Genomic DNA, 23,345 nt, shown 5'->3' with positions numbered 1-23,345 from the left:
TCACACTCCTCCCCTGTTTATTCTCTTCCTCTTCTTTGTTCCCTCCGTACCATATATTTTACGAATGGAATAATTATAATAGATAAAAATAAAATTCGGAACAGCTGAAATGATGTAACAACAGTGACATCCGCCTGGATAGATGCAGCAATAATCCCCATTTGATCGACACCACCTGGAACAACACTTAAAAAGCTAGTGGCAAAATCCATAAAATAATGTGCCATCCATTCGCTGATCAGAAATGCTACACCAATTAAAATAACACAGGAGCCAACAGCATAAACAATATGAGATTTCATTTTCTTTAATTTATCCCGTTCTAATAATAAGCCCATATAAATTCCAATAAAAAGCTGTGCAATATGTAATAAATTATCCGGCATAACCGGGACTTGAATGGACGATAGATTGCATACCATAATAAGGAATACAGGTCCTAATAAATAAGCCGTAGGAACCTTAATAAATTTAAAAAGAATTCCTGCTATGTAACATAGTATCAATAAACCTAATAAAATCAGGGAATAGCTTTCTGTTGATTTATCAGGAGTAGCTCCGCCGCTGTTACTGGAAACAATAAAGGGAACCATCGTAATAATCGCCAGCAGCCGCATAACATGATAAAACGTCACGACTGTAATATTTAAATTTTTTTGCTCCTCCGCAAAGACTACCACCTGCTGTAACCCTCCAGGAGCACAGCATGTCATCGCTGTTCCAATATCCAGGCGGGCCCATTTCGAAACTGCGTAACTGACACCAATAAATAAAATAAAAAAGATAATGTTAATCAAAAACATCATCGGAAAATAGCGCACCATCTCCTGAAGTGCATCTAACGTAAATGCAAATCCAATCGTATATCCGGCAAACACTAAGCCGATATTACGAAAGATTGGATCCCATACCATTTTCCAGGGCGACTTTAACTGGAACAACAATGTCATTAGCATCGATCCAAGCAGCCAGGGAATCGGCAAGCCGATGAGTGAAAAAATAAAAGCTCCTAAGAGGCCAATTGCAAATGTTCTCAGGAATAAAAACAGCATATAATTCCCTTCCTTCTCTCCCTATTATAACGTGTTCATGCAAATTCTAAAATCCATTATTTCGTATCTGTAAGTAAAATATTTGAAAAAGAAAATGCGAAGAAGAAGGTTTTATAAATCTAATTGCTCCCCAACAAAAATGAATCATCCCTATCAAACAAAGAAGAACTACGTCAAAACTTGTTCTTACTGCTTCTTTTTCTACCTACTGTCCTTTTCTGATTAGTAATTTGTAATATATATCAGCCATGTTAAATATCTGCATTGACATACTATGACAGACATAGTAATATACTTATATAAACAATTACTTTGTCTGTCACAGTATTTTATTTGTTATAGATAAGAAGAGTCATTGCAAGGCAAGGAGGGGTTTTGTTGGAAGGAAGAATTTCAGCGGATTTATTGCGCGGTCATACAGATACGATAGTGTTGGGAATACTATTAAAAAACGATGCCTATGGGTACCAAATTTACAAATCTATTATGGATCGAACAGATGGGCTATATCAATTAAAGGAAGCCACACTTTATTCCAGCTATAAACGATTGGAAAAAGAAACATGTATCGTCGCCTATTGGGGAGATGAAAGTCAGGGCGGCCGGAGAAAGTATTACCGGATTACTGATAAAGGCCGCGTACAATACAAACAGAATATCGCCGATTGGGAATTTACGCAACGGATTTTGAATCGATTATTGAAGGAGGAAGACGACTAATATGATGATAAAAAAATATGTCGATGATTTATTTCACGGGTATAAGTCAACAGCTGAACTGGAGGACTTCAAAGAAGAAATCATAATAAATTTAAAAGACCGCGTGCAGGATTTAGAAAAAACAGGGAAATCATCTGATGAGGCATTTGCAGAAGCTGTCTCAGAATTAGGTGATATTACAGCAATTGCCGATGATTTAAGCAGAGAAAAACGAAAGGAGATTATTGGAAAAATGTATGTGGATCCAAAGCCTAAACTTTCTGCAGGATATGCAATTGGGTATACACTTGCTGCAGGAGTTTTATTGTTTGGAATTATTACGAGTCTAATCACTTATTTTTCTGCGGGAAATAATTTATTCATTGCTATTTCCTCCTTCCTGCCATTTGTTGTACCTGCAGGAGCAGCATTAACCTATTTAGGTTTAACAACAGAAACAACTGCCAAATATCCGATGGACTGGAAAAGGGCACTTATTTATGCGCTTGCTGTTGGTGTCATTTTATTCGGAATTTCCATCTCCAGTTCACATTATTTTATGGAAAACAGTAATCCAGCTGCTATCCTGGGGGTGCTGGTTCCTTTTGTATTACCAGGCATTCTGGTTATCGCCTTCTTAATCCTTACAGAAAAGAAGCGATTCAAGCCATGGCTAATGCAGGAGCATGAACGATATCATGAAGCCTACGCAGGCTATTATAAAGATACAGAAGAAGTAACAAAACGTGGAATGCTGTCCGGAGCTTTATGGATTGGAGCAATTGGGGTCTTTCTTCTTATCTGGATATTGACTAATATCCTTTACGCTCTTCCTGTCTTTCTGTTTGCCATTATGGGAGAGCTCTTAATTGAGTACCGTATGATATCAAAGCATAGACGCAATTCAGCAACAAAATAATATCCATGCTTCATTACTATATTTTTATCTGTTTTTCTGCACCCAAATTCTGAAAAGAATTGGGTGTTCTTTATGTATAAAATAGTTATCCCAGAACAGTTTAATTTATAAAGATATTCAAAAAGTCCAATAAAACTATTTTCGAAAATATAAATATTTATTTTTTGGTTTTATTCTTTTTTTATTGGGTATTATGAGTTTAAATACCTCTTTTAAACAGAGATTGGAAAGGAAGAACAATCATGAAAAAATTTTTGCTTCTATGTCTGACACTGCTTCTTTCCATTACTTTAGCAGCTTGCGGGACAAGCGATGACAGCGACACAGGAAATGACGCAGCAAATGATTCAAATACAAGTGAAAACACAAACGATAATAATAATGATGATTCAAATGCAGCAGATAACACTAATGGCAATAATGGCTCAACAGAGGGTAATGACGATCTAGACTTAACAAATGTATCCTTAACTGTGGAGGATGCCATGGAAGCTTTCCACGATCACTTCCCGGGTTCGAGCCTTTCTTCCATACAGCTGGATGAAGAAAAAGGGGAGCTTGTCTATGATATAGACGGCTATGATGATACGATGGAATACTCCGTTGAGATTAATCAGTCTGGTGACGTTATATCTGAGGAAAAAGAACAAAAAGAATCAGATGAACAATATGATGAATTGGTATTGGCAGATTATATTTCTGCAGAAGAAGCACTGTCCACAGCTTCTGAAGCTCCTGAAACAGATGGCATTACCGCTAGAGGCTGGTCATTAGAATTTGAAAATGGCAGCCCAATATATGAAATTAATTTTGAAGATATGGGATCTCAGGAAGTAGATGTTTATATTGATGCAGAGTCTGGAGAACAGCTGCATGTGGAAGTAGACGATTAAATTTAAATAAAGCAGGCTAAGCCTTGAGCTTAAGCCTGCTTTATTTAGGTCAGTCTATTTTTAAGATCTTGAAGCAGAGGAAAACGCTGCAAAAATAGCTGCATTAATCGAATCAAGTGTTGCTTTGACAGCTTTGGAAACAGGAAGATTCTTACTCATCTGCTTGATTTGTTTTTCTGCCCACTTAGCTTCTTTCCGTTCCGGGAATACGATGCGAAGTAAACTGCTGATATGAACAAGTGACATCAATACAACGATTCGTTCTTCTTCTTTTTCTAAGAGATCTTGTTTTTTACTTTTTCCTAAAACCGTCCGAAAGTTTTTTCTCATCGTTCTGTTAAAATCTGCTTGATTAAAGGTGTACGTATAAGATGGAAACATACCTAGAATCCGCTTTTCTTCCATGTTACCTACACCAGCCTGCTCTAATTTATCAGCAATTTTGCGCGGAAGATTTTTGTATGAACGTTTCAAAGCAGAAACCCAATACTTTGGTGTTTTCTTATTTTTAAGCCGCATAATCTCTATTGCTTCTTTCAGCAGCGGATCTTCCACTTCTGTATGAACGACTTCCATCTTAGATTGACGCAGCTTAACTTTATCTTCCAGCATAAGCTCTGCCAGTAAAGCGCCGCTTAAACAATAGGGCAATGCGGAGGAAGCACGCCCATAAGGTTGATTGGTTTTGGGACTAATGGATAATAAGAAAAGTTGCTCAGCTAATAAAAGCATGTTTTCCCCTCCTTTTCAGTTTCTATTTTTAATATTGCAGCGTTAAAAAACTTTACTTTGATAAATAAATTGGCTGATTATCCAGGATATGAGATATAAACCAATTGCTATAGCTGCTCCGCTAAGATAGAGCATTGTTGTTGATAAGCTTGTAATAAAATCAGTAATTGTTATAAGGTTTCGCTCCAAGAAACGGGCAGCGGGCTGAAAACCTATTGCTAAAGCAATCATCCCGATAAACATCACTACTCCGATATAAGCAGGCTTTAAAATATAAAATAACGGGAACGCGATAGCTGCGAAAATGAAGAACAATCCAGCCGCTATAGCCATATCCATCATGTCATAACTATAATCAAATAAATAGAGAACAGCCCCAGCCATCGCCATCGATAAAACCATATATACCATAGCTCCAATATATCTGGAAGTAACAATCAGCTTGCGTGTATATGGCAAAGAATTAAGAAGAATATTTGATTCTACCATGCCATCATATACATAAGCATTTGCCGATATATAAGCACCGGCTACCAGAAAAATAAAAATCGGGCTAATATCTCTTGCAAAGAGGATAAGAAAAATAATTAATGGAATAAATAGGATAATCTGTGTCTTTTGTATAATTAAATCTTTTTTTATCAAATTAAACATTTTGGTGTTTCGCTCCTTTCGCATAAAACATAATATCCTCTAATGTAGCTTCCTCAACCACAACACGATCTCCCAACAAAATCTTTACCTCAGCCGCATCATTTGTTAAAGCTTGGAATCCATAAGAAGAACGCTCTGTCTTTATAAACAATTTTTCTGTATCTTGATTAAGTAAATCAATACTTCCTTTTACCAAAGCATAACGATCCTGTACATTCTGCATTGAGTCATTAAAAAGAATTTTTCCCTTTTGAATAAACGTAATATAATCTGCAATCCGCTCTAAATCGCTGGTAATATGCGTGGAAAAGAATAGCGTTCTTCTGCCATCCTCCATAATTTCCTGCAGGATGTCTAAAAGTTCTCTCCGAAAAACCGGGTCTAATCCCGCAGTCGGCTCATCCATCATAATAAATTCTGCATCATGGGATAAAGCCATTGCCAAGGAAGCTTTCATCTGCATCCCTTTTGAAAAAGTTTTAATTGCTTTATTTAAAGGTAATTCAAATATCTTGATATAGTTATAGAATGTCTTATCATCCCAATTTTTATAAGCTGGCGCTATAATTCGCCGTATATCTTTTAAATTTAAACTTTCATAAAACACATTGCTGTCGTAGACAAAGCCCATACGCTCCTTGATTTCTTTCTCATTACTGGCATAATCCATCCCAAAGATTTTTACTTCCCCTGTATCAGCCTGTAAAAGATTCATCATCAGCTTCATTGTCGTTGATTTACCGGCTCCATTAGCACCGACAAAGCCTGTTACATACCCTTGTTTTATTTGTAAATTGATATTTTCCAAGGAAAAATCTTTAAAACATTTGGTTACATTTTTAAATTCAACTATATTTTTCATACGTATTACTCCCCTCATTATTTTGCATCTAAACTGACTATTGTATATATACTATATTAACACTATATACATTATTAAAACATCTTTTTATTTTCTTTGCAACTACAAAAATGATTTTTTCGTAAAAAAAAGACCCTGGCTTTATGCTCAAGATCTCTGACAAATATTTATTCAAATATGAAATATTCATATCTTTTAAAAGGCTTTCCTTTGATAAATCATTTGGCTAATCAGCCAGGAAGCTGCATACAACACAATGAGAATACCTGCACTGCTTAAATAAAGTATAGTAGTGGATGCACTTGCGAAAAACTGAACGATTGGGGTTAGATACTCGCCCAAAAATGTTATTGCCGGCTGACTTAAGATAACTAACAGAATAAATCCTATCACAATTGCTGTTCCAATATATCCCGGCTTCAATAGATAGAACAACGGAAAAGCAAACGCAAACATCGCAAGCGTAATTCCTGCTCCAATTGCTATATCTGTCCAAGTGAAAGCTCTATTAAACAAAGAAAAAAGAACAATGGTGATACCGATAGATACCGCCATATAAAAAATAGCGCCAATATATCTAGAAGCAATAATTTGCGTACGTGTATAAGGTAAAGAATTCAATAAAATATTTGTTTCTGCCTTTTCATCATACGAATATGCATTTATTGGAATAAAGAATCCAGCAAACACAATAATAAAAAAGGCAGAAAGATGTGAACCAAAGATAATAAAGAAAAGAATACATGGAATGAATAAATACAACTGAAATTTCTGTATAATCAAATCTCTCCTGATTAAATTAATCATAATGACTATCTGCTCCTTTCATATAGAACATAATCTCTTCTAAACTGGCTTCTTCAATCACAACATGATTTCCGAAGACTTCTTTCACTTTCGTCGCATCCTTTGTTAAAGCCTGAAAACCATTTGGAGAACGATCTATTTTTATAAAATAAGCTTCCGTGTCTGGATCAAGTAATTCCGTACTTCCTTTTACTAATGCATACTGCTCCTGCAGCTCATAAATAGGTTTATCAAAGAGGATTTTCCCTTCGTCAATCAGTACAATATAATCGGCAATCCGGTCGAGATCGCTTGTTATATGTGTGGAGAAGAGAATCGTTCTTTTTCCGTCTACCATTACTTCCTGAAAAATATCTAAAAGCTCCCTGCGAGATGTCGGATCCAGGCCTGCAGTGGGTTCATCCATAATAATTAACTCCGCATCATGGGAAAGAGCAATTGCAATAGAAGCTTTCATCTGCATCCCCTTAGAGAATTTCTTAATCGGCTTATTTAAAGGCAGCTCAAATTGGTTCACATAAGCTTTGAATTGCTGATGATTCCAACGTTTATAAGCAGGCGCCACAATCCTGCTGATATCCTTCAGATTCAAAGATTCATAAAATATATTACTGTCATAAACAAAGCCGATACGATCTTTAATTTCTTTTTCATGACTGGCATAATCCAGCCCGAATACACTTACTTCTCCATTATCCGGCTGCAGCAGATTCATAATAAGCTTCATTGTCGTCGACTTGCCGGCACCATTTGCTCCAATAAATCCAGTTACAAAGCCCTGTTTTATTTGTAAATCCATATTATCTATCGTGAATGCCTTCAATGCTTTCGATACACCACGGAGTTCTATCACATTTTCCATTCCCATCACTCCTCGTACAACAGCTTTAATAATTCCTGCAGTTCTTCATAAGGCAGACCGATTTCTTTACTATTAGAAATAACCGCGCTCAGCTGCTCTTCAATTACTCTTAATTTCTTCTCCCGAATCACATCTAAATTTTGTTCCGCTATAAACGAGCCTTTTCCGACAATGGAATAGATAAATCCCGCTTTCTCCAATTCTTCATAGGCCCGTTTTGTTGTGATCACACTTATTTTCAAATCCTTTGCCAGCTGTCTGATGGAAGGCAGTGCATCTCCTTCCGCCAGCTCGCCTGAAAGAATTGCTGTTTGAATTTGTTTTAAGATCTGCTCATAAATTGGCTCTTTGGAGCTGTTTGATATGATAATTTGCATGTCCATACCTCTTTTTCTGATTGTATATCTACATTATACACAGTATGAAGTATTGAATAAACTCATCCAGCTATAATGAAAATATTTGATCCAATTCGAGAAGTAAAAAAAGAGTAACTATCGTCTGCGTAATAAAAAATTAGGACTATTAAAATTAAGAAGACAAATAAAGTAGATTTAAGAAAATGAACAGACTTCGTAAATTTTGTATCCAGTAACGTTCTCAATTGTTTCAGACATTCATCATGCATCATCCCGTTTTGTCCATTCTGAAATATTGACTGGAGCAAAATTCATTCATATATATTCTTTCCTCTTACATAGTCAATCTGCTTATAAAAATTCTCAATCAGAAACTTATTTCCTGGCACGTACTTTAAAGATAATTTGATAAAAAGGAAATAATATTATATGAATGGTGGCAAACAGTAAAATCACATTAAAAAATGGTATTTCGTAAAAATTAAACCATCTTGTAAAAATATCTTTCTGCAGCATTTCATTCCCAAACTTACCAAATTCAAAATCCATAACCAAAGGCGTGCCATCAACAATCATCAATATTAAATTGAGACTTATAAAAAAACCAATCTGAATTACCCATGCTTTCATTTGCATTCTCTTCACTTAAACTATTGTATATATACTATATTAACAGTATATACAAAATAAAGTATTTTTTTCAACCATAAATTATAAAATCGAAAAAGACCTTGAATAAATTCCAAGATCTTTTAACAGTTGTTGAGTCATTCAATTTAAAGCAGATTGCTGCACCAGCTTCTGTTTCTCCTCTTCAATCTTTCCTTTATCTATCCTTTCAAAAAGCGCCACAACTTTGTTCACCTGCTGCGGAAGATTACTTATTTCCTCCCATACCAGCTCTTTGATTGACAGCATTTCTTGAACCTGTTTTGTAGAATAAGGCAGAAATGGATACAACAGCTGCGTCGTATTTACAATAATATACACACAGGTTGCTAAAGTTTTATCAGCTTCCTCAGGATTTTCTTTTACCTGCTTCCAAGGTGCCTGAAAATCAAAATACTTATTTGCTTCCCGTATAAAGTCAAATATCTCGCTCAATGCCTGCTTCAATTTCCCTGTTTCCACAAGCTCTCCAATGACTGGATAAAGTTTTTTTACTTTATCCACTATCTCTGCTTCTGGATCTGCCTGAGGGATATTCGAATCATTATTTTTCTCAATAAGCTTCAGTGTACGATTGATAAAGTTTCCATACGCCCCTAATAATTCACCGTTATGACTAAGGATAAATTCCTGCCAGGAAAAATCCGCATCCCGGTTTTCAGGAGCATTAATGGTCAGGAAATAACGCAGTGAATCCGGGTGGTAGGTATCCAACACATCCTTTATCCAGACAGCCCAGTTATTGCTGGTAGAAATCTTTCTTTTTTCCAAAGTAACATATTCATTGGAAACAATATGGGTAGGAAGCTGTTTCTCCCCAAGTGCCAATAATAGAGCTGGCCAGATAATGGTATGAAACGGAATATTATCCTTTCCATGTACATAGTAAGCTTTTGTGGAATTATCAGGTTGCCACCATTTATCTATATCTTGCTGATGCTCTTCTCCCCATGCCTGACTCGCGGTTAAATAACCCGCAACAGCCTCCAGCCATACATAAATTTTCTTCCCTTCGAATCCTTCTACAGGAACATCAATCCCATTAGGAAGGTCTCTTGTCATTGCTCTTTCCTTCAGCCCTTCCCGCAAATAACGCTTTGAAAATTGAAGGGCATTATCACGCCAGCGTTCTTTCTTCTCTGCTTGATTGACTGAGGAAGTAAGCTCATTTGAAAAATTGCCAAAGGAAAAGTAATAATGTGCTGTTTCACGTATCGCCGGCTCTTCGCCGCAAAGCTTACATTTTTTATCCTGCAGTTCAAGCGGATCAAGAACAGCAGAGCAATGATCACACTGATCTCCCCGTGCATTTTCTCCACAGACTGGACATCGTCCTTCTACAAAACGATCTGGTAAAAAGCGCTTATCCTTTTCACAATATGCCTGTTCTGTTGTTTTCTCCTCTAAATACCCTTTATCAAGCAGGTCTAAAAAGATTTTCTGTACTGCCTGATGGTGGAATGTGCTATCTGTTCTCGTGTAATAATCGTAGGAGAAGCCTAGTTTTTCAAAGATGTCCACAAACTCCTGATGGTATTTTTCAGCAATGATCTCAGTTGTCGTCCCTTCCTGTGATGCACGGATAGAAATCGGTGTTCCATTACAATCACTACCAGAAACATACAGAACCTCTTCTCCCTTTAAACGATAATACCTTGCTAAAATATCCCCCGGCAATAAGCTGGCAATATGCCCTAAATGAAGGGAACCATTTGCATACGGCCATGCGCCGCCAATAAATACAGCCATTTCCAACACTCCTCATTTTTATTAATTCAATAGATACAGTTATGAGATAAGGATATTAAGAGGATGTTCAAAAAGTCCAATAAAAATGACACGGCGAATTTCTACGTTGACAATTTTTTCCGATACTCACGTATTATGAAGCATACGCTCCGTCCGTAAAAATTTGTCGCCTTGAACTTCTTGGTCCTATTTATCGGATTTTTTGAACACGCACTTTAAGCAATAAAAAACGCCCTAAGCTTCTTATGTCAAAGAAAGCTTAGGACGAGTATTCCCGTGTTACCACCTAATTTTCACAGACTGCTCACACAGTCTGCCTCCTTCTGTACGTCTGGTGAGTTAATTTCAGCAGATTATACAGTTGCTATTGTAACGAGTGCCTCTCGTCGCAGCCTACTATCCGTTTTGGAGTTCAGTGCGCAGCTCAAAGGTCATTGTTCAATTGGGGGTTTGCTGCCTCATTTCCACCAGCAGAGACTCTCTTTTAGCGCTTCCCAATTTACTTTTCCTTCTCATTGCCTGTTTAACTATTTGTTTTAGTTTACTCTTATTGGACAATATTATCAACTTATTATTTAAAATTAAGTAACCTGCCCAAGTCATATACATGATAAAGCAATATTATTCTTCCAGCTTAAACACACGAGTTGCCTCGACAGCTTTTTGCCAGCCTTTATATAATTTTTCACTTTCTTCATTATCCATTTTGTCCTCGAATGTTTTCTCTACCTTCCATTGCTTAGCTATTTCCTCCTGGCTCTCCCAGAAGCCGATAGCCAATCCGGCCAGGTATGCAGATCCAAGTGCTGTTGTCTCCTGAATCACAGGACGTTCAACGGTTACATCCATAATGTCACTTTGGAACTGCATTAGGAAATCATTTTTCACTGCTCCACCATCAACACGAAGCGTTTTTAATTCCATATCAGAGTCTGTTGCCATTGATTCGATTACATCTCTGGTCTGATATGCCAGTGATTCTAATGTCGCACGGATGAAGTGCTCTTTTTTAGTTCCTCTTGTCAATCCAAATACAGAACCTCGTGCATCACTATCCCAATATGGCGTTCCTAAACCGACAAAAGCTGGTACTACATACACACCATCTGTTGAATCTACACGTGTCGCAAAATCTTCACTTTCAGGACTGGATTCAATCATTCTTAAACCGTCGCGCAGCCACTGAATAGCAGAGCCGGCTACAAAAATACTTCCTTCGAGTGCATAGGTTACTTTTCCATCAACTCCCCATGCGATCGTAGTTAATAACCCACTCTTGGATTCTACAGGTTTTTATCCTGTATTCATTAATAAGAAGCCACCTGTGCCATATGTGTTTTTCGCCATTCCCTGCTCAAAGCATGCCTGCCCAAATAAAGCAGCCTGCTGGTCACCTGCAATACCTGCAATCGGAACTTCCTCACCAAAGAAATGGTAAGATACCGTTTTTGTATATTCTTCAGAAGACGGACGAACCTCTGGAAGCATCGACTTCGGTACGCCCAAAATGTCTAACAGCTCTTCATCCCATTCTAAGTCGTAAATATTAAACATCAATGTTCTGGCAGCATTAGAATAATCAGTAATATGGGTTTTCCCGCCTGAAAACTTATAAATAAGCCATGAATCAACTGTACCGAATAACAGGTCACCAGCTTCTGCTTTCTCTCTTGCTCCCTCTACATTATCCAGAACCCATTTCACCTTAGTTCCTGAGAAATACGGGTCAATTAAGAGACCTGTTTTACTACGGAATGTATCCTCGTATCCTTGTTCTCTTAACTCCTTACAAATAGGCTCTGTTTGACGGGACTGCCAGACAATTGCCTTATAAATTGGTCTGCCAGTATTCTTGTCCCATACAATTGCCGTTTCGCGCTGATTGGTAATTCCAATCCCTTCTATCTGACTCGCTTCAATTCCAGTTTTATTTAACACTTCTGCGATACAGCCAAGCACAGATGTCCAAATTTCATTTGCATCATGCTCTACCCAGCCCGGTTTCTCAAAATATTGCTTAAATTCCTTTTGAGCTGTATCAATAATTTCCCCTTTATTATCAAATACAATCGCCCGTGAACTGGTTGTTCCTTGATCGATTGAAAGAATATATTTCTCTGCCATCCCTGATTCCTCCATTTTTAAATTTAGAAAGTTACCTGATTTAAAAGCTCAGATTTACTTATCACGTTTAGTACGCCCTCTTATATTGCATTCCCTTAATTCTTTTTTCTATTCCTGTCTTTCGCATTGTAACTGGCTATAAAACTCCCTCTTCGAGAATAGAGGAAGTTCGAAAATTCTAATTAGGAGATCAAATAGCCAGTAACGGCCCGATTGGTTCGGGCCTACAGGATGTAACACGACGTCGCAAACTTAGCCTTTGTCCTTTAGACAGCGGAGGAAGGAAAGCCCCCGCCGATTGAAGTTTCATTTTATGAAACAGAATGCTGCGTCCGCTTTTGTTCATTTACAAAAGCTGATGCAAATATGACAACTACCACAATAGTCATAATCCTAAATCCTGCACCCATACTTCCATCAAAAAATGCATGGTAGAAAAAGGCACCGTATACACCGCCGATTATTGTGCCAATAACAGGTATCGGCGCATAGCTCCAATCCGAACCGCCCTTACCTATAATTGGTAAAATAGCATGTGCAATTCTTGGGCCTAAATCCCGGGCCGGATTAATCGCATAGCCCGTCGGTCCACCCAAGGACATACCAATCGCAACAATTAATAAACCAACGATAGCTGGATTTAACCCCTCTGTGAATTCGTTTGCACCAATAAATAATAAGCCCATAACCAATACAAAAGTTCCGATTATCTCACTTACTAAATTGGCCGGATAGCTCCTCACAGCCGGACCTGTTGCAAATACTCCCAGTTTTGCTCCTTTATCCTTTGTTTCTCTCCAATGCGGGAGATACTGAAAGTAAACAATAATTGCGCCGATGATAGCGCCAATTAATTGACCAGATATATATGCCGGCACTTTTGCCCAAGGAAATTCTCCAATCGCTGCAAAGCCTAATGTTACGGCAGGATTTAGATGAGCATCAGATATATTACCTACTGCATAGACCCCCATCGTTACACCTAACCCCCAGCCTAGTGTAACAAGTACCCAGCCGGCGCCAGCTGCTTTTGATTTTTTTAACTCTACACCAGCGACAACGCCTGCCCCTAATATAATCAGAATCATTGTCCCGATTAACTCTGCCATAAATTCAGACATGTTTATCTCCCCTTTGCTAAATAGATAGTTCTACTTGAACTTTACAAGTTCGGGAAATAGGAAAAAAGCTCACACAGATGTAACCGCATTCTCCTTGCTGAGAAGGCGGCCTACTGTGTGAACTTCATCTCCTACACAATCCTTAACTTGTCTTTTAACACCTTACACCAGAATTAAAACGCTGTCAATAATTTCAATTTTACAGCTATGCAAGCACTTTTTATAATTTGAAACTTATGCCTTTGAATAAAAAAGCTCCAAATCTCCTGCCAAAAGGGAGGTTTGGAACTTTTTATATTCTCACTATCCGGCTATTTACAAATGCAATTTCCAGCAAGTCATTCAACTTTTGTAAATTACTTTTTTTGACCAGTATTGCCATTTTCTTCTTCCAAATCATCTTCATATAAATTACTGCGAATTTTAAAGAACTCGAAGGCGTGTGTCACAAATACTTTCAATAGAGCGTAACCCGGGACTGCTAATAAGATACCGACAACTCCAAATAAATTTCCGGATGTCAGGATAATAAAGATAATCGTAATTGGATGCACGCGAAGGTTTCTTCCCATAATCTGCGGAGAAATAAACTTTCCTTCAACAAGCTGTACAATAGTCCAAACAATAATCAGCTTGATAACCATAAATGGAGAAGTAACAATTGCAACGATTAGAGCAGGGGTAATCGCAATCGCCGGTCCAAGATAAGGAACAACATTTGTAAAAGCAGCAATCAGTGCTAATACTGGAGCATATTCCAGCCCAATAATGGTAAACCCGATATACATCAGTACACCTATACAGAAAGCAACAATAATTTGCCCGCGAATAAAGCTGCTGATTTGATGATTCATTTCCTTCAAAATATCAAGGGTTGGCTTCCTCATAGTTACTGGCAGAAATTTAATGAAGTATCCTGGCAGCTTTTCTCCATCCTTCAATAAATAGAATAAGATAAAAGGCAGCGTTATAATTGCCAGAACAATCTCTGTCACTGCTCCAATAACATTGCCAATATTGGAAAAGGCACTATTCACTATATCAAGCGAACGATCAGATAATTGCGTAGCAAATCCCTGCAGGTCAATATATTCTACTAATTGAAACTGATTAATAAAATTCCCGCCGATAAAATCATTTACCATTTTCTCAATATCTGAAATAAACGGCGGCAGACTGGTTATGAAACTCGTAATCTGATCTCTTAAAAAAGGAAAAACAGAGCTGATTAAAATAGTTAAAATTCCGATAATAACTAGGTACAATCCAAAGATAGAATAGATCCGCTTCACCTTTTTCTTTTCCAGGTAATTCACAATTGGATTCAATAAATAATATAGAATCGCAGATAGAATAATTGGCAGCAATACTGTTTTCAAAAGCACAACAAATGGTGTGAACACAAATGAAATATGCGTAAAAATAAGTATGTTTAAGCCAATTAACAATAAGATGACTAAAAATACAACAAAGCGGTTATTTAAGAAAAAACGTTTAAATAAATCTATTTTATCGTTAACGGATTTCAATGCAGCACCTTCTCTTCTCCTCGTATTTCTATGTTACTACTATTATATCGCAAAAAACGACAGGAATCTCTATCCAGCTCATCAATTTTTTCATATTAAAAATGTTAAAGATTTCAGGAAATATTTTCGGTGGGGCGAGTAATCGTAATCCCAATCTCAGCCTAAGTCTTATGAAAGACATTCACCTGACAGCTCGATGAATGCCTTCATTTTCTATATTTCATTTTCTAAAACTAGCAGCTTTTCATAGGCATTTTGTCTTTTTTTATCAAGAATTTCCTTTTGCTCCTGCAGCTTTTGCAGCTCTTCTACTTCTTTCGTCTCCGCCATTCTCAGCTCTATCACATAAATTTCTGCTTCCAACTCTTCAATGTGCTTCTCCAGCTTCTCTATCATTATTGACGAATTCTCTATGCTTTTATACGATTTATTCATATTTTTGCTTGATATTTTAACAGCAGAAGATTGTGCTGCCTGTTTTTCTGACAGCTGCTCTTTCCGTTTTTCCTTTGCCCACGAGTAGTTCCCCAGATATTTCGTTATTCGTTTATCTTCTATCCAATATAAATAGTCAAACTGTTTATCTAAAAAGTAACGATCGTGGCTCACGGCAATCAGACTTCCTTCAAACCCTTCCAAGGTTTCTTCCAATACTTCTCTTGAATCAATATCTAAATGGTTTGTCGGTTCATCCAGTATAAGTGTATTGATATCCTGATGCATCAGCTGCGCTAATCGGAGACGCATTTTTTCTCCGCCGCTTAATTGCGTTACTTTCCGAAAAACATGTTCCCCGTAAAAGAGAAACTTTGCCAGAATATGCCTCGCCTTACCTTCTGTCACTGAAATGGCTTCACGAAAGGTTTCAAGCACTGTCTGATCAGGAGCAATATCATGAAACACATGCTGAGACAGGTATCCATACTTTACATTACTGCCAATAATAACCTCTCCTTGATCCGGCTCTAAATTACCGAGCATGAGCTGGATAAGGGTTGATTTGCCTGTTCCATTCTCTCCGATAATAGCAACGCGATCCTGATAACGGATATGCATCTCTGCATTTTCAAAAAGCAATTTTTCTCCAAATTGCTTTCGTACATCTGTCATCATAATAACGTCCTTGCCGCTCCTTCCTGAACTATCCAATTCCATTTGCATCTTTTTCCGGTTTAACTGCGGTTTATCCAGCTTGTTCATCCGCTCCAATGCGCGCTCCATATTTTTTGCACGCTTATGCAGTCCCTCGTTTGGCGGATTGGCCCGGTTTGCCCACTCTCTCAAACGTTTAATTGCTTCTTTCATCTTCTTTATTTTCTTCTGCTGCTCTTCATAATCCTGGAACTCCCGGATCAGCCTTTCTTCCTTTTCTTTCACGTATCCAGAGAAATTCGTATGATAAACAGCAAGCTCTCCATCTTCTAAATCTAAAATTCTTCCCGCTACCTCATCCAAAAAATAGCGATCATGCGAGATAACGACAACTGTTCCCCCATAATTATTCAGAAATTCACCAAGCCATTCAACAGCCTGCAGATCCAGATGGTTTGTCGGTTCGTCTAATAAAAGTAAATCCGGGTCCTGGAGGAGTATTTTTGCTAAACCGACTTTTGTTTTTTCTCCGCCACTAATTTGGTCAAAAGGCATCTGCAGCAGATCATGAATTTGTAAACCTGCCGAAATTCGGTCAATATTTGCTTCTAATTCATATCCGCCCAGTACCGTAAAACGCTCCTGAGCTTCTCCGTATGCGCTGATATTTGCAGCCAGCTCCTGTTCTGAGCCAGGGTTCTGCATAGCCTGCTCCATTTTTTTCATTTGTTTTTCCAATGCTGTAATTTCTCCGCTTGATTGTTTTAAGATATCAAATACACATACACCTTCGTCTGGATTAGGGATTTGTTCTAAAAAGCCGATGCTTATCGCTTTTTTCCAATGAATATTTCCTTCATCCTGTTTCGTGATGCCCGCCATTAATCGTAGCAGGGTACTCTTGCCGCCACCGTTTCTTCCGACAATACCGATACGTTCTTTCTCTTTTACCTCTAAGGATAAATTTTCAAATATAATATTCCCGCCGTACATTTTCTTTACTTGATTCATTTGGCAAATCATTTTTATTCTCCTTTATCCTCTCTGCATGAAGATAAGGCAACAAAAAAACACACAAAGAGCTATCCTCCCTGTGTGCTTGTATGGTCATTTCATTTCGTTAATAAACCGTACTATATCAGATGCAGAGATGCTTTTTTGCTTTCGTATTTGCTATTAAATTACTAAAAAAGGACAGACGTGTCCCGTCAACAGCAAATAGCGCAAATTTCGCACGGCAGTAATATAAGAATTCCATCCAGTCTCCGCACGATTTCTCGGCTTGTAAAAACATCTCTACACCTCCATTCCATTAGTAAATTATATTCATTATATAAAAATTTTGTTCTGTATGCAACTTTTCCTAGTCTGCTTCCTAATCACCTGATGTTTATTATTCTTTTTACTGACTAAAAAACTAATCCCCTCTGAAAATAACTTAAAATTCTAATATTATAATAGATATTCTTTTATTTTGCGTTATACTCATAACAAGGAGGCTAAAATAATGCTGACACAAGATAAAACAGTTCAAGATTCTATTTTATTTATTCAACAAAATTTGGATAAAGATCTTTCGCTCAGCGTGCTTGCTGATGAAGCAGCTTACAGTCCGTACCACTTTTCCCGCCTGTTCAAACGTCAGGTTGGTGTGTCTCCAATGTACTTTATTTCTAGTTTACGGCTGCAGCTTGCTAAGAAATTGTTGCTTGAAACTGCATTTCCAATCCGGGATATTGGTCTTGAAGTCGGGCAGCAGAGTCTGGGAACCTTTACCACACGATTTACAAACAGAATTGGGATGACGCCCGCCTCATTTCGTGCTACCCGTAAACATTCCGAAGAATATATGACACATTTGAAACAAAGCAGCTTGCAAAATACAGTAATGAATTCTTCTTCTTTTCAACAATTATCTGGGTCTATTCATACAGAAGAACCCTTTAATGGTATTATTTTTGCCGGGCTGTTTCCTAAACCGATTCCAGAAGGATTACCCGTCCGTGGAACCTTATTAATGCATTCAGATTCTTTCCATATAACGAATATTCCTGTTGGCACCTACTTTCTGATGGCAACAGCTGTATCGTGGGGAATGGATTCTAAATCAATTCTTATCCCGCATGAAACATTACGGGCACGTCACCCCTATCCAATTTGCATTGATGGAAAACGCCCTTTACCTGAGACACATCTTATCATGAGAAAACCTGAAATTACAGACCCGCCCATCCTTATTTCTTTACCTTTATTAATGAAGCATTTCCTGCAGCGTTCGCCTATTTCTCATTAAATTTTAGATTAGAGCAATCGAGAAGAAATCTGCGAAAACAGCTGCTGCTATACTGTAAAAAAGAAGAAAAGGAGTGAGATAAGTTGACGGTTTCAAGAGAGCTTATGGAGAAGTTTAATATCGCTTTTGCCAATGGTGATGTTGATTTTATCTTTGAAGCAGCTGCAGAAGATATTGTCATGAATGAGATTGGTCACGGTATCGCTGAAGGGAAAGCTGCATTTATTGAAAAAATGGAGCCTATGCGTAATTATAAGGCAGATGTCTATAAAGTTTACCGGACGTTAATTGATGGTGATACTGCTGTGGTAGAAGGTGAAATGCAGTTTACAGATGAAGACGGCTTAGCAACCTACTATTTCAATGATTGGTATACTTTTAAGAATGAGAAAATAACAAATCTGACTGCATACTTGATTAAACAAACGCAGGAGAAATAGGAGGAGAAATGCGATGTCGACAGGAGTATATGCATATATCACAATGGATGGCACAGGGAAAGAAGCGATTGATTTTTATAAAAATGCACTAGATGCTGAGGTGTCAGGAGTTCAGACTTTTGGCGATTTACCTGAGAATCCGGAGTTTGCTCTCCCGGATGAAGCAAAGAATCGCGTACTGCATGCCCAGGTACAAGTAGGAAATACGTATTTTATGCTGTCCGATACATTTCCGGGCCAGCCTCTAGACAAAGGTTCACAAGTGAACGTCTGTGTGACTTTAGAGAACCTCGAGAAATCCGAATCGGTATTTGAAAAGCTGAAAGTGGACGGTAAAGTAATTATGCCGCTCCAGGAAACACACTGGAGCCCGTCTTATGGACAGGTGAAGGATAAATTCGGCATCACCTGGCAAATCTCAACGAATCTTCAAGAATGCATGTAAGTTCATTTTCCTATATAGATGAAAGCAAATATGTTTTATTCTACTCTTACCAGGCCTGGTGAGAGTTTTTGTTTTAAATCCTGCTTTCAACTCAAAAAGTAGAATGAATTCCATGGTTTAAAGTAAGTAGTGATTCCGTGAAATGGCTGACGAATGGTATAAGCTCTATACCCCTTCATTATCAAAACGAGTAAAAAAAATGCAATAATATAAGATAAATATTTCCATAAAATCGCTAACAGAAGGGGGGGAGAAAACGTTGACTTTTATTTGTTTATTATTTTGTATTATTGCTATCGCTATTTTTATTTTAAAGCTAAAGATTGTTTTAACCGGCGAAGTAATAGAAGGAAAAATCATAGGCTATGTGCACGGAGCAAAAGGCCACCAGGGAATAGTCGGGTATAATTACAGACTCTTATTAGAATAAAATGATGAGATTTATTATGTAACGTCAATGGATGGATTCACTACTTCGAACGAAGTAGTACCAAATAAAAATTTAGGAATGTATTGTAAGGTCTACTTCAACTCAGATTATCCGGATGAAAGAGTAACCCTAAAAGGTTTTCATAAAACGGAATGACTTGCTTTCTTTTTATTTTTAGCAGGAGCTTTAACAATTGTCATTGATATAGCTCTGATTATTCAAAACAACTAATGGTAAATACATCTACAGAACCTGTCAAACAGACACTATAAACAAATTGTTTGAATTTTCCTCATTGGAAAGGTAGGATTTTAAATATAAGCGAAGGGAGAGTATATACAGATGACAAATCAAATTCCAGAAATCACATTACATGATGGACTTCAAATTCCTTCTGTCGGCTTTGGTACGTACAAGCTGAAAGGAGAAAGCGGTGCGCAGGCAATTAATCACGCTATTACGAACGGCTATCGTCTGCTGGATTCCGCATACAATTATGAAAATGAAGCTACTGTCGGAGAAGCAATACGCAGATCCTCTGTGCCACGTGAAGAATTGCTTGTAACATCTAAGCTTCCTGGACGTTACCATCACTATGATGATGCGATTGTTACCATTCAAGAATCATTGCTTCGGGCAAACTTAGATTATTACGATCTATACCTGATTCACTGGCCAAATCCTATTCAAGATAACTACGTCGAAGCCTGGCAGGCATTAATCGATGCCAAAAAATTTGGTTATATTCGTTCCATCGGTGTATGCAACTTTTTACCAGAACATTTAGAACGTCTCAAAAAAGAAACAGGTATTTTGCCGACGGTGAACCAGATTGAATTACATCCGTTGTTTAATCAGGAAGAACAATTGAAATTCCATGAAGAGCATCATATCGCAACAGAATCATGGAGTCCTTTATCAAGAGCAAGTGATTTACTCCAGGATGAAACATTACAAAAGGTTGCTGATCAGCACAACAGAACTATTTCACAGATTATTCTCCGCTGGCATTATCAGCTGGGAGCGATTGCTATTCCAAAATCAGCATCACCAGTCCGCCAGAAGGAAAATATCTCTATCTTTGACTTTGAATTAAGCAATGAAGAGATGACAATAATCAACAGTCTTACAAAAGCTGATGGACGTTTGAAAGATCAGGATCCGGCTGTTTATGAAGAGTTTTAATAGATATAAAAAAAAGAAAAGTCTCCACCTTTCATTTCAGAAAACATTTATATGGAAGGAACTGATGCACAATCGTTTAGTTGTACATCAGCTCTTTTATTTCTTATTCCTCTTACATATTGAAATGGAAGGTTTATCTTATGAGCCAGTCTCTTCTCTGCGCGCAAACTCCAACAGGGATCATTAAGCATACCTCTTGCAATAGCTATAAGTTAAGTCCTTCATTCATGCTTTCTATGAAAGCATGAATGAAGGACTCGTTTAATCAGCTTATAACCCGTACTTTTCTTTATCTAAGTTCAGCTCTTTACAAAGCTCAACTAATTCTTCATGAAGGCTATCCGCAATATCCACTCCCGCTTCTAACCTTTTTTGTTTTGTTTGAGCTTCAATCTCACCTGGCAGATAAATATGTCCATTTTTATCAATTTTTTCAGAGTTTACAATAATAGCTGTAAAATCATCTAACCTATCATAAAATCTGTCTAAAGGCATAATTTTATCAATATCTATTACAATCATCGTGCAGCCTACTTTATTAGGCTTATCATAGTCTAATAAGGATATATTTTTGCTATAATTTGCACCTGATAATACCCCTGCTAAAATATCCATAATCAGAGTCAATCCATATCCTTTATGACCGCCGATAGGTACTAATGTTCCTTCCAGCCCTTTATCTGGATCTGTTGTTGGATTCCCTTCTGCATCTAATGCCCAGCCCAATGGAATCTCTTCACCCTTTGAGCTTGCCAACTGAAGCTTCCCGCCGGCAACGACACTGTTTGCGATATCTAGTGTAATAGGATCTTTACCTTTTCGTGGAATAGAGAAGCATAAAGGATTATTTCCTAAAACTCTTTCTTTCCCTCCCGAAGGTGCCATCAACGAACCTGCATTCGTAGTTAAAAACCCAATCATTCCTTGTTCAGCAGCCATTTGAGCATAACAGGCCCCGGCACCTATATGATTGCCGTTATATAAAGTGGCAAAACCAATACCTTTTTCCCTTGCTTTTTCGATCGCTTTTTCCATTGCTAACTGGGCTGGGTAGTGGCCCATTCCATCATCTGCATCCAGCACAGCCATTGTATCTGTTTCCTTCACCCATTTTGTATTTGGTTTTGCATTAAATGCTCCAGACTGCAACCGTTCAATATAAACAGGAACTCGCATAATACCATGTGTATCTGTTCCTTGCTTATCTGCAAAACTGATATTCTTCGCACAAATTTCAGCTTCTTTTTTATCTACACCTACAGCTTGTAAAGCGTCTAAAGTAAAAGTTTCTACGTTGGATAATTTCATTGTATACATTTATATTTCTCCCTCATCTTATATATTTTAAGAGCCTTTTGCTCTTAAGATTTAATTTGTTTTCTTCTGCTGCTAATTAACCTTTTCAGAAGTAACATCATTTGATGTTACATTCTCTGTTAATGTATTCTTTTGAGCACCAGTCAGCTTAACTAATAAAGATAAAGCAATTGGTAATAATATCGCTGTGGTCACAGCTGATGCTGCTACTTGCACAGTTGATACAGCTTCAACAGATGCGAAAGCAGGATTAGCCGCAGCTATTACAGCTGGAACCATGACTGCATTACCTGCTGTTGTTCCCTCAGCAGCACCGACAATTGGATTCCATTTAAATAATTTAAATACGAAAAATGCAGCGCCCCCAGTAAATATTAAAGTAAATACACCTAAAAGTACTCCACTTAATCCTCCTTCCAGTATTGCTGTTAAATCGATTCCCATTCCTAAAGCAAAAGCCAAAAATGGTATAATCATATCGCTGCCACTAACAAAAAAGTCTCTCATTTTCCCATCTAAATTCCCCAGGACAACACCGACTAGCAATGGTATTAATACAGATATGAATGGCATGATAGAGAACATGCCTTCTACAAATCCCATGAATCCCAATATTGTAAAAGCCAGCATTGTTAATAAAGGGCCATCATTTAAAACCAGTATAGAGTAAGCTGCCTTATCATCCTGTTTACCATATTGTGATGCTACAGCCATATACATAGCACCGTTACTATTCGACATCGCAGCCATAATAGCTAAAGGTGCAAGTCCTAACCAGAGACCAGACTCTCCACCGAACCAAATAGCCAGTAATGTAAATATTACCGCTACAAACCATTTTACTGTTAAAAGTGTTACCCCTTTTGCAACACTTGTACCAAAGCTTCGAAGATTTAACTGGGCTCCGGCACAGACAAGATATAATGCAGCTAAAACTGGAACAGCATCTACAAATAACGCTTGGGTAAACCCGTCAATTCTTAATGCATTTGGAGCCACAGTATTAACTATTGCCCCCAGTAAAAGAGGGACTACCATCATCCCGCCAGGAATTCTCTCTAAAAATCTTTTAATCTCCATATATTTCACCTCTTTTATACTAGTTTTCTTAG

At 37.7% G+C, this 23,345-nt stretch carries 23 protein-coding genes, 1 pseudogene and 1 other annotated feature; of the genes and pseudogenes, 8 read left to right on the top strand and 16 right to left on the bottom strand.

The features are described from left to right. Positions 1–17: 17 nt before the first annotated feature. Positions 18–1,052, bottom strand: a complete 1,035-nt coding sequence (locus MKY30_RS10485; protein WP_147210770.1) for an AbrB family transcriptional regulator — start codon at positions 1,050–1,052, stop codon at positions 18–20. Positions 1,053–1,427: 375 nt separating this feature from the next. Between MKY30_RS10485 and MKY30_RS10480 the strand changes: the two genes are divergently transcribed. From MKY30_RS10480 to MKY30_RS10470, 3 genes are all read left to right on the top strand, one after another. Further along, positions 1,428–1,772, top strand: coding sequence for a PadR family transcriptional regulator (locus tag MKY30_RS10480; protein WP_371863298.1), 345 nt, complete (start codon positions 1,428–1,430; stop codon positions 1,770–1,772). 1 nt (position 1,773) lies between these two features. Next, complete coding sequence (locus tag MKY30_RS10475; protein ID WP_341083840.1) at positions 1,774–2,670, top strand: permease prefix domain 1-containing protein; 897 nt, start codon at positions 1,774–1,776, stop codon at positions 2,668–2,670. 242 nt (positions 2,671–2,912) lie between these two features. Then, positions 2,913–3,563: a PepSY domain-containing protein gene (locus tag MKY30_RS10470; RefSeq protein ID WP_156985738.1), complete on the top strand. Its 651-nt coding sequence runs from the start codon at positions 2,913–2,915 to the stop codon at positions 3,561–3,563. 60 nt (positions 3,564–3,623) lie between these two features. Here the strand turns inward: MKY30_RS10470 and MKY30_RS10465 are convergent, their stop codons facing one another. From MKY30_RS10465 to MKY30_RS10405, 13 genes and pseudogenes are all read right to left on the bottom strand, one after another. Further along, positions 3,624–4,295 carry a GOLPH3/VPS74 family protein gene (locus tag MKY30_RS10465; protein ID WP_147210766.1) on the bottom strand — a complete coding sequence of 224 codons (672 nt, stop codon included), beginning with the start codon at positions 4,293–4,295 and terminating at the stop codon, positions 3,624–3,626. A 42-nt stretch (positions 4,296–4,337) separates the two neighbouring features. Next, complete coding sequence (locus MKY30_RS10460; protein WP_341083837.1) at positions 4,338–4,949, bottom strand: ABC-2 transporter permease; 612 nt, start codon at positions 4,947–4,949, stop codon at positions 4,338–4,340. Then, positions 4,942–5,811, bottom strand: a complete 870-nt coding sequence (locus tag MKY30_RS10455) for an ABC transporter ATP-binding protein (protein WP_341083836.1) — start codon at positions 5,809–5,811, stop codon at positions 4,942–4,944. Before MKY30_RS10455 ends, MKY30_RS10460 begins: the two co-directional genes overlap by 8 nt. 195 nt (positions 5,812–6,006) lie before the next feature. Next, positions 6,007–6,618 carry an ABC-2 transporter permease gene (locus MKY30_RS10450; protein ID WP_147210763.1) on the bottom strand — a complete coding sequence of 204 codons (612 nt, stop codon included), beginning with the start codon at positions 6,616–6,618 and terminating at the stop codon, positions 6,007–6,009. Continuing rightward, positions 6,611–7,480, bottom strand: coding sequence for an ABC transporter ATP-binding protein (locus MKY30_RS10445; protein ID WP_147210762.1), 870 nt, complete (start codon positions 7,478–7,480; stop codon positions 6,611–6,613). The genes MKY30_RS10450 and MKY30_RS10445 overlap by 8 nt, the downstream gene beginning before the upstream one ends. A gap of 5 nt (positions 7,481–7,485) precedes the next feature. Continuing rightward, positions 7,486–7,857 (bottom strand): GntR family transcriptional regulator, encoded by a 372-nt coding sequence (locus tag MKY30_RS10440; protein WP_077604639.1) that lies wholly within the window; start codon positions 7,855–7,857, stop codon positions 7,486–7,488. A gap of 357 nt (positions 7,858–8,214) precedes the next feature. After that, complete coding sequence (locus MKY30_RS10435; RefSeq protein ID WP_186813658.1) at positions 8,215–8,469, bottom strand: YfzA family protein; 255 nt, start codon at positions 8,467–8,469, stop codon at positions 8,215–8,217. Between the two features lie 141 nt (positions 8,470–8,610). Beyond that, the gene (gene metG / locus MKY30_RS10430) at positions 8,611–10,257 is read right to left on the bottom strand and encodes a methionine--tRNA ligase (protein WP_147210760.1); all 1,647 of its coding nucleotides are present in this window, start codon (positions 10,255–10,257) and stop codon (positions 8,611–8,613) included. Positions 10,258–10,514: 257 nt separating this feature from the next. Beyond that, positions 10,515–10,782 (bottom strand) — a binding site (T-box leader). 96 nt (positions 10,783–10,878) lie between these two features. Next, a pseudogene (gene glpK, locus MKY30_RS10425) lies at positions 10,879–12,381 on the bottom strand (glycerol kinase GlpK). A 311-nt stretch (positions 12,382–12,692) separates the two neighbouring features. Continuing rightward, entirely contained in the window at positions 12,693–13,502 is an 810-nt protein-coding gene (locus MKY30_RS10420) for an MIP/aquaporin family protein (RefSeq protein ID WP_341083834.1), read from the bottom strand. Positions 13,503–13,858: 356 nt separating this feature from the next. Beyond that, positions 13,859–15,031 carry an AI-2E family transporter gene (locus MKY30_RS10415; protein WP_156985743.1) on the bottom strand — a complete coding sequence of 391 codons (1,173 nt, stop codon included), beginning with the start codon at positions 15,029–15,031 and terminating at the stop codon, positions 13,859–13,861. Positions 15,032–15,244: 213 nt separating this feature from the next. Then, on the bottom strand, positions 15,245–17,146 hold the full coding sequence (abc-f, locus tag MKY30_RS10410) for a ribosomal protection-like ABC-F family protein (protein ID WP_341083832.1): 1,902 nt from the start codon (positions 17,144–17,146) through the stop codon (positions 15,245–15,247). A gap of 115 nt (positions 17,147–17,261) precedes the next feature. Further along, positions 17,262–17,417, bottom strand: coding sequence for an RAxF-45 family protein (locus tag MKY30_RS10405; protein WP_341083831.1), 156 nt, complete (start codon positions 17,415–17,417; stop codon positions 17,262–17,264). A gap of 213 nt (positions 17,418–17,630) precedes the next feature. Between MKY30_RS10405 and MKY30_RS10400 the strand changes: the two genes are divergently transcribed. The 5 genes from MKY30_RS10400 (at position 17,631) to MKY30_RS10380 (ending at position 20,916) form a co-directional block, all read left to right on the top strand. Further along, positions 17,631–18,416: a helix-turn-helix transcriptional regulator gene (locus MKY30_RS10400; protein WP_341083829.1), complete on the top strand. Its 786-nt coding sequence runs from the start codon at positions 17,631–17,633 to the stop codon at positions 18,414–18,416. Between the two features lie 83 nt (positions 18,417–18,499). Then, a complete protein-coding gene (locus MKY30_RS10395) occupies positions 18,500–18,856 on the top strand; it encodes a nuclear transport factor 2 family protein (RefSeq protein ID WP_341083827.1) in 357 nt (118 codons plus the stop codon). Positions 18,857–18,869: 13 nt separating this feature from the next. Next, on the top strand, positions 18,870–19,301 hold the full coding sequence (locus MKY30_RS10390) for a VOC family protein (RefSeq protein WP_341083826.1): 432 nt from the start codon (positions 18,870–18,872) through the stop codon (positions 19,299–19,301). A 259-nt stretch (positions 19,302–19,560) separates the two neighbouring features. After that, the gene (locus tag MKY30_RS10385) at positions 19,561–19,731 is read left to right on the top strand and encodes a hypothetical protein (RefSeq protein ID WP_341083824.1); all 171 of its coding nucleotides are present in this window, start codon (positions 19,561–19,563) and stop codon (positions 19,729–19,731) included. A gap of 342 nt (positions 19,732–20,073) precedes the next feature. Beyond that, a complete protein-coding gene (locus MKY30_RS10380; RefSeq protein WP_147210752.1) occupies positions 20,074–20,916 on the top strand; it encodes an aldo/keto reductase in 843 nt (280 codons plus the stop codon). A 270-nt stretch (positions 20,917–21,186) separates the two neighbouring features. On the opposite strand, the gene MKY30_RS10375 is transcribed toward MKY30_RS10380, so the two are convergent. Together MKY30_RS10375 and MKY30_RS10370 are read right to left on the bottom strand one after the other, a co-directional pair. Then, the gene (locus MKY30_RS10375) at positions 21,187–22,233 is read right to left on the bottom strand and encodes an Ldh family oxidoreductase (protein ID WP_147210751.1); all 1,047 of its coding nucleotides are present in this window, start codon (positions 22,231–22,233) and stop codon (positions 21,187–21,189) included. Between the two features lie 72 nt (positions 22,234–22,305). After that, entirely contained in the window at positions 22,306–23,313 is a 1,008-nt protein-coding gene (locus MKY30_RS10370) for a 2-keto-3-deoxygluconate permease (RefSeq protein ID WP_341083822.1), read from the bottom strand. Between the last annotated feature and the right edge of the window lie 32 nt (positions 23,314–23,345).

Origin of the sequence: Oceanobacillus sp. FSL W8-0428, assembly GCF_038004405.1 — a bacterium.
Classification (GTDB): Bacteria; Bacillota; Bacilli; order Bacillales; family Amphibacillaceae; genus Oceanobacillus; species Oceanobacillus sojae.
This window is presented reverse-complemented; position numbering and strand designations above follow the sequence as displayed.

What these genes read in the sequence shown, in the direction of transcription:
- MKY30_RS10485 (WP_147210770.1), bottom strand. Translation starts at nt 1,052, where the DNA reads ATGCTGTTTTTATTCCTGAGAACATTTGCAATTGGCCTCTTAGGAGCT.
- MKY30_RS10475 (WP_341083840.1), top strand. Translation starts at nt 1,774, where the DNA reads ATGATGATAAAAAAATATGTCGATGATTTATTTCACGGGTATAAGTCA.
- MKY30_RS10470 (WP_156985738.1), top strand. Translation starts at nt 2,913, where the DNA reads ATGAAAAAATTTTTGCTTCTATGTCTGACACTGCTTCTTTCCATTACT.
- MKY30_RS10465 (WP_147210766.1), bottom strand. Translation starts at nt 4,295, where the DNA reads ATGCTTTTATTAGCTGAGCAACTTTTCTTATTATCCATTAGTCCCAAA.
- MKY30_RS10460 (WP_341083837.1), bottom strand. Translation starts at nt 4,949, where the DNA reads ATGTTTAATTTGATAAAAAAAGATTTAATTATACAAAAGACACAGATT.
- MKY30_RS10455 (WP_341083836.1), bottom strand. Translation starts at nt 5,811, where the DNA reads ATGAAAAATATAGTTGAATTTAAAAATGTAACCAAATGTTTTAAAGAT.
- MKY30_RS10450 (WP_147210763.1), bottom strand. Translation starts at nt 6,618, where the DNA reads ATGATTAATTTAATCAGGAGAGATTTGATTATACAGAAATTTCAGTTG.
- MKY30_RS10445 (WP_147210762.1), bottom strand. Translation starts at nt 7,480, where the DNA reads ATGGAAAATGTGATAGAACTCCGTGGTGTATCGAAAGCATTGAAGGCA.
- MKY30_RS10440 (WP_077604639.1), bottom strand. Translation starts at nt 7,857, where the DNA reads ATGCAAATTATCATATCAAACAGCTCCAAAGAGCCAATTTATGAGCAG.
- MKY30_RS10435 (WP_186813658.1), bottom strand. Translation starts at nt 8,469, where the DNA reads ATGAAAGCATGGGTAATTCAGATTGGTTTTTTTATAAGTCTCAATTTA.
- metG (WP_147210760.1), bottom strand. Translation starts at nt 10,257, where the DNA reads ATGGCTGTATTTATTGGCGGCGCATGGCCGTATGCAAATGGTTCCCTT.
- MKY30_RS10420 (WP_341083834.1), bottom strand. Translation starts at nt 13,502, where the DNA reads ATGTCTGAATTTATGGCAGAGTTAATCGGGACAATGATTCTGATTATA.
- abc-f (WP_341083832.1), bottom strand. Translation starts at nt 17,146, where the DNA reads ATGATTTGCCAAATGAATCAAGTAAAGAAAATGTACGGCGGGAATATT.
- MKY30_RS10405 (WP_341083831.1), bottom strand. Translation starts at nt 17,417, where the DNA reads ATGTTTTTACAAGCCGAGAAATCGTGCGGAGACTGGATGGAATTCTTA.
- MKY30_RS10400 (WP_341083829.1), top strand. Translation starts at nt 17,631, where the DNA reads ATGCTGACACAAGATAAAACAGTTCAAGATTCTATTTTATTTATTCAA.
- MKY30_RS10390 (WP_341083826.1), top strand. Translation starts at nt 18,870, where the DNA reads ATGTCGACAGGAGTATATGCATATATCACAATGGATGGCACAGGGAAA.
- MKY30_RS10380 (WP_147210752.1), top strand. Translation starts at nt 20,074, where the DNA reads ATGACAAATCAAATTCCAGAAATCACATTACATGATGGACTTCAAATT.
- MKY30_RS10375 (WP_147210751.1), bottom strand. Translation starts at nt 22,233, where the DNA reads ATGTATACAATGAAATTATCCAACGTAGAAACTTTTACTTTAGACGCT.
- MKY30_RS10370 (WP_341083822.1), bottom strand. Translation starts at nt 23,313, where the DNA reads ATGGAGATTAAAAGATTTTTAGAGAGAATTCCTGGCGGGATGATGGTA.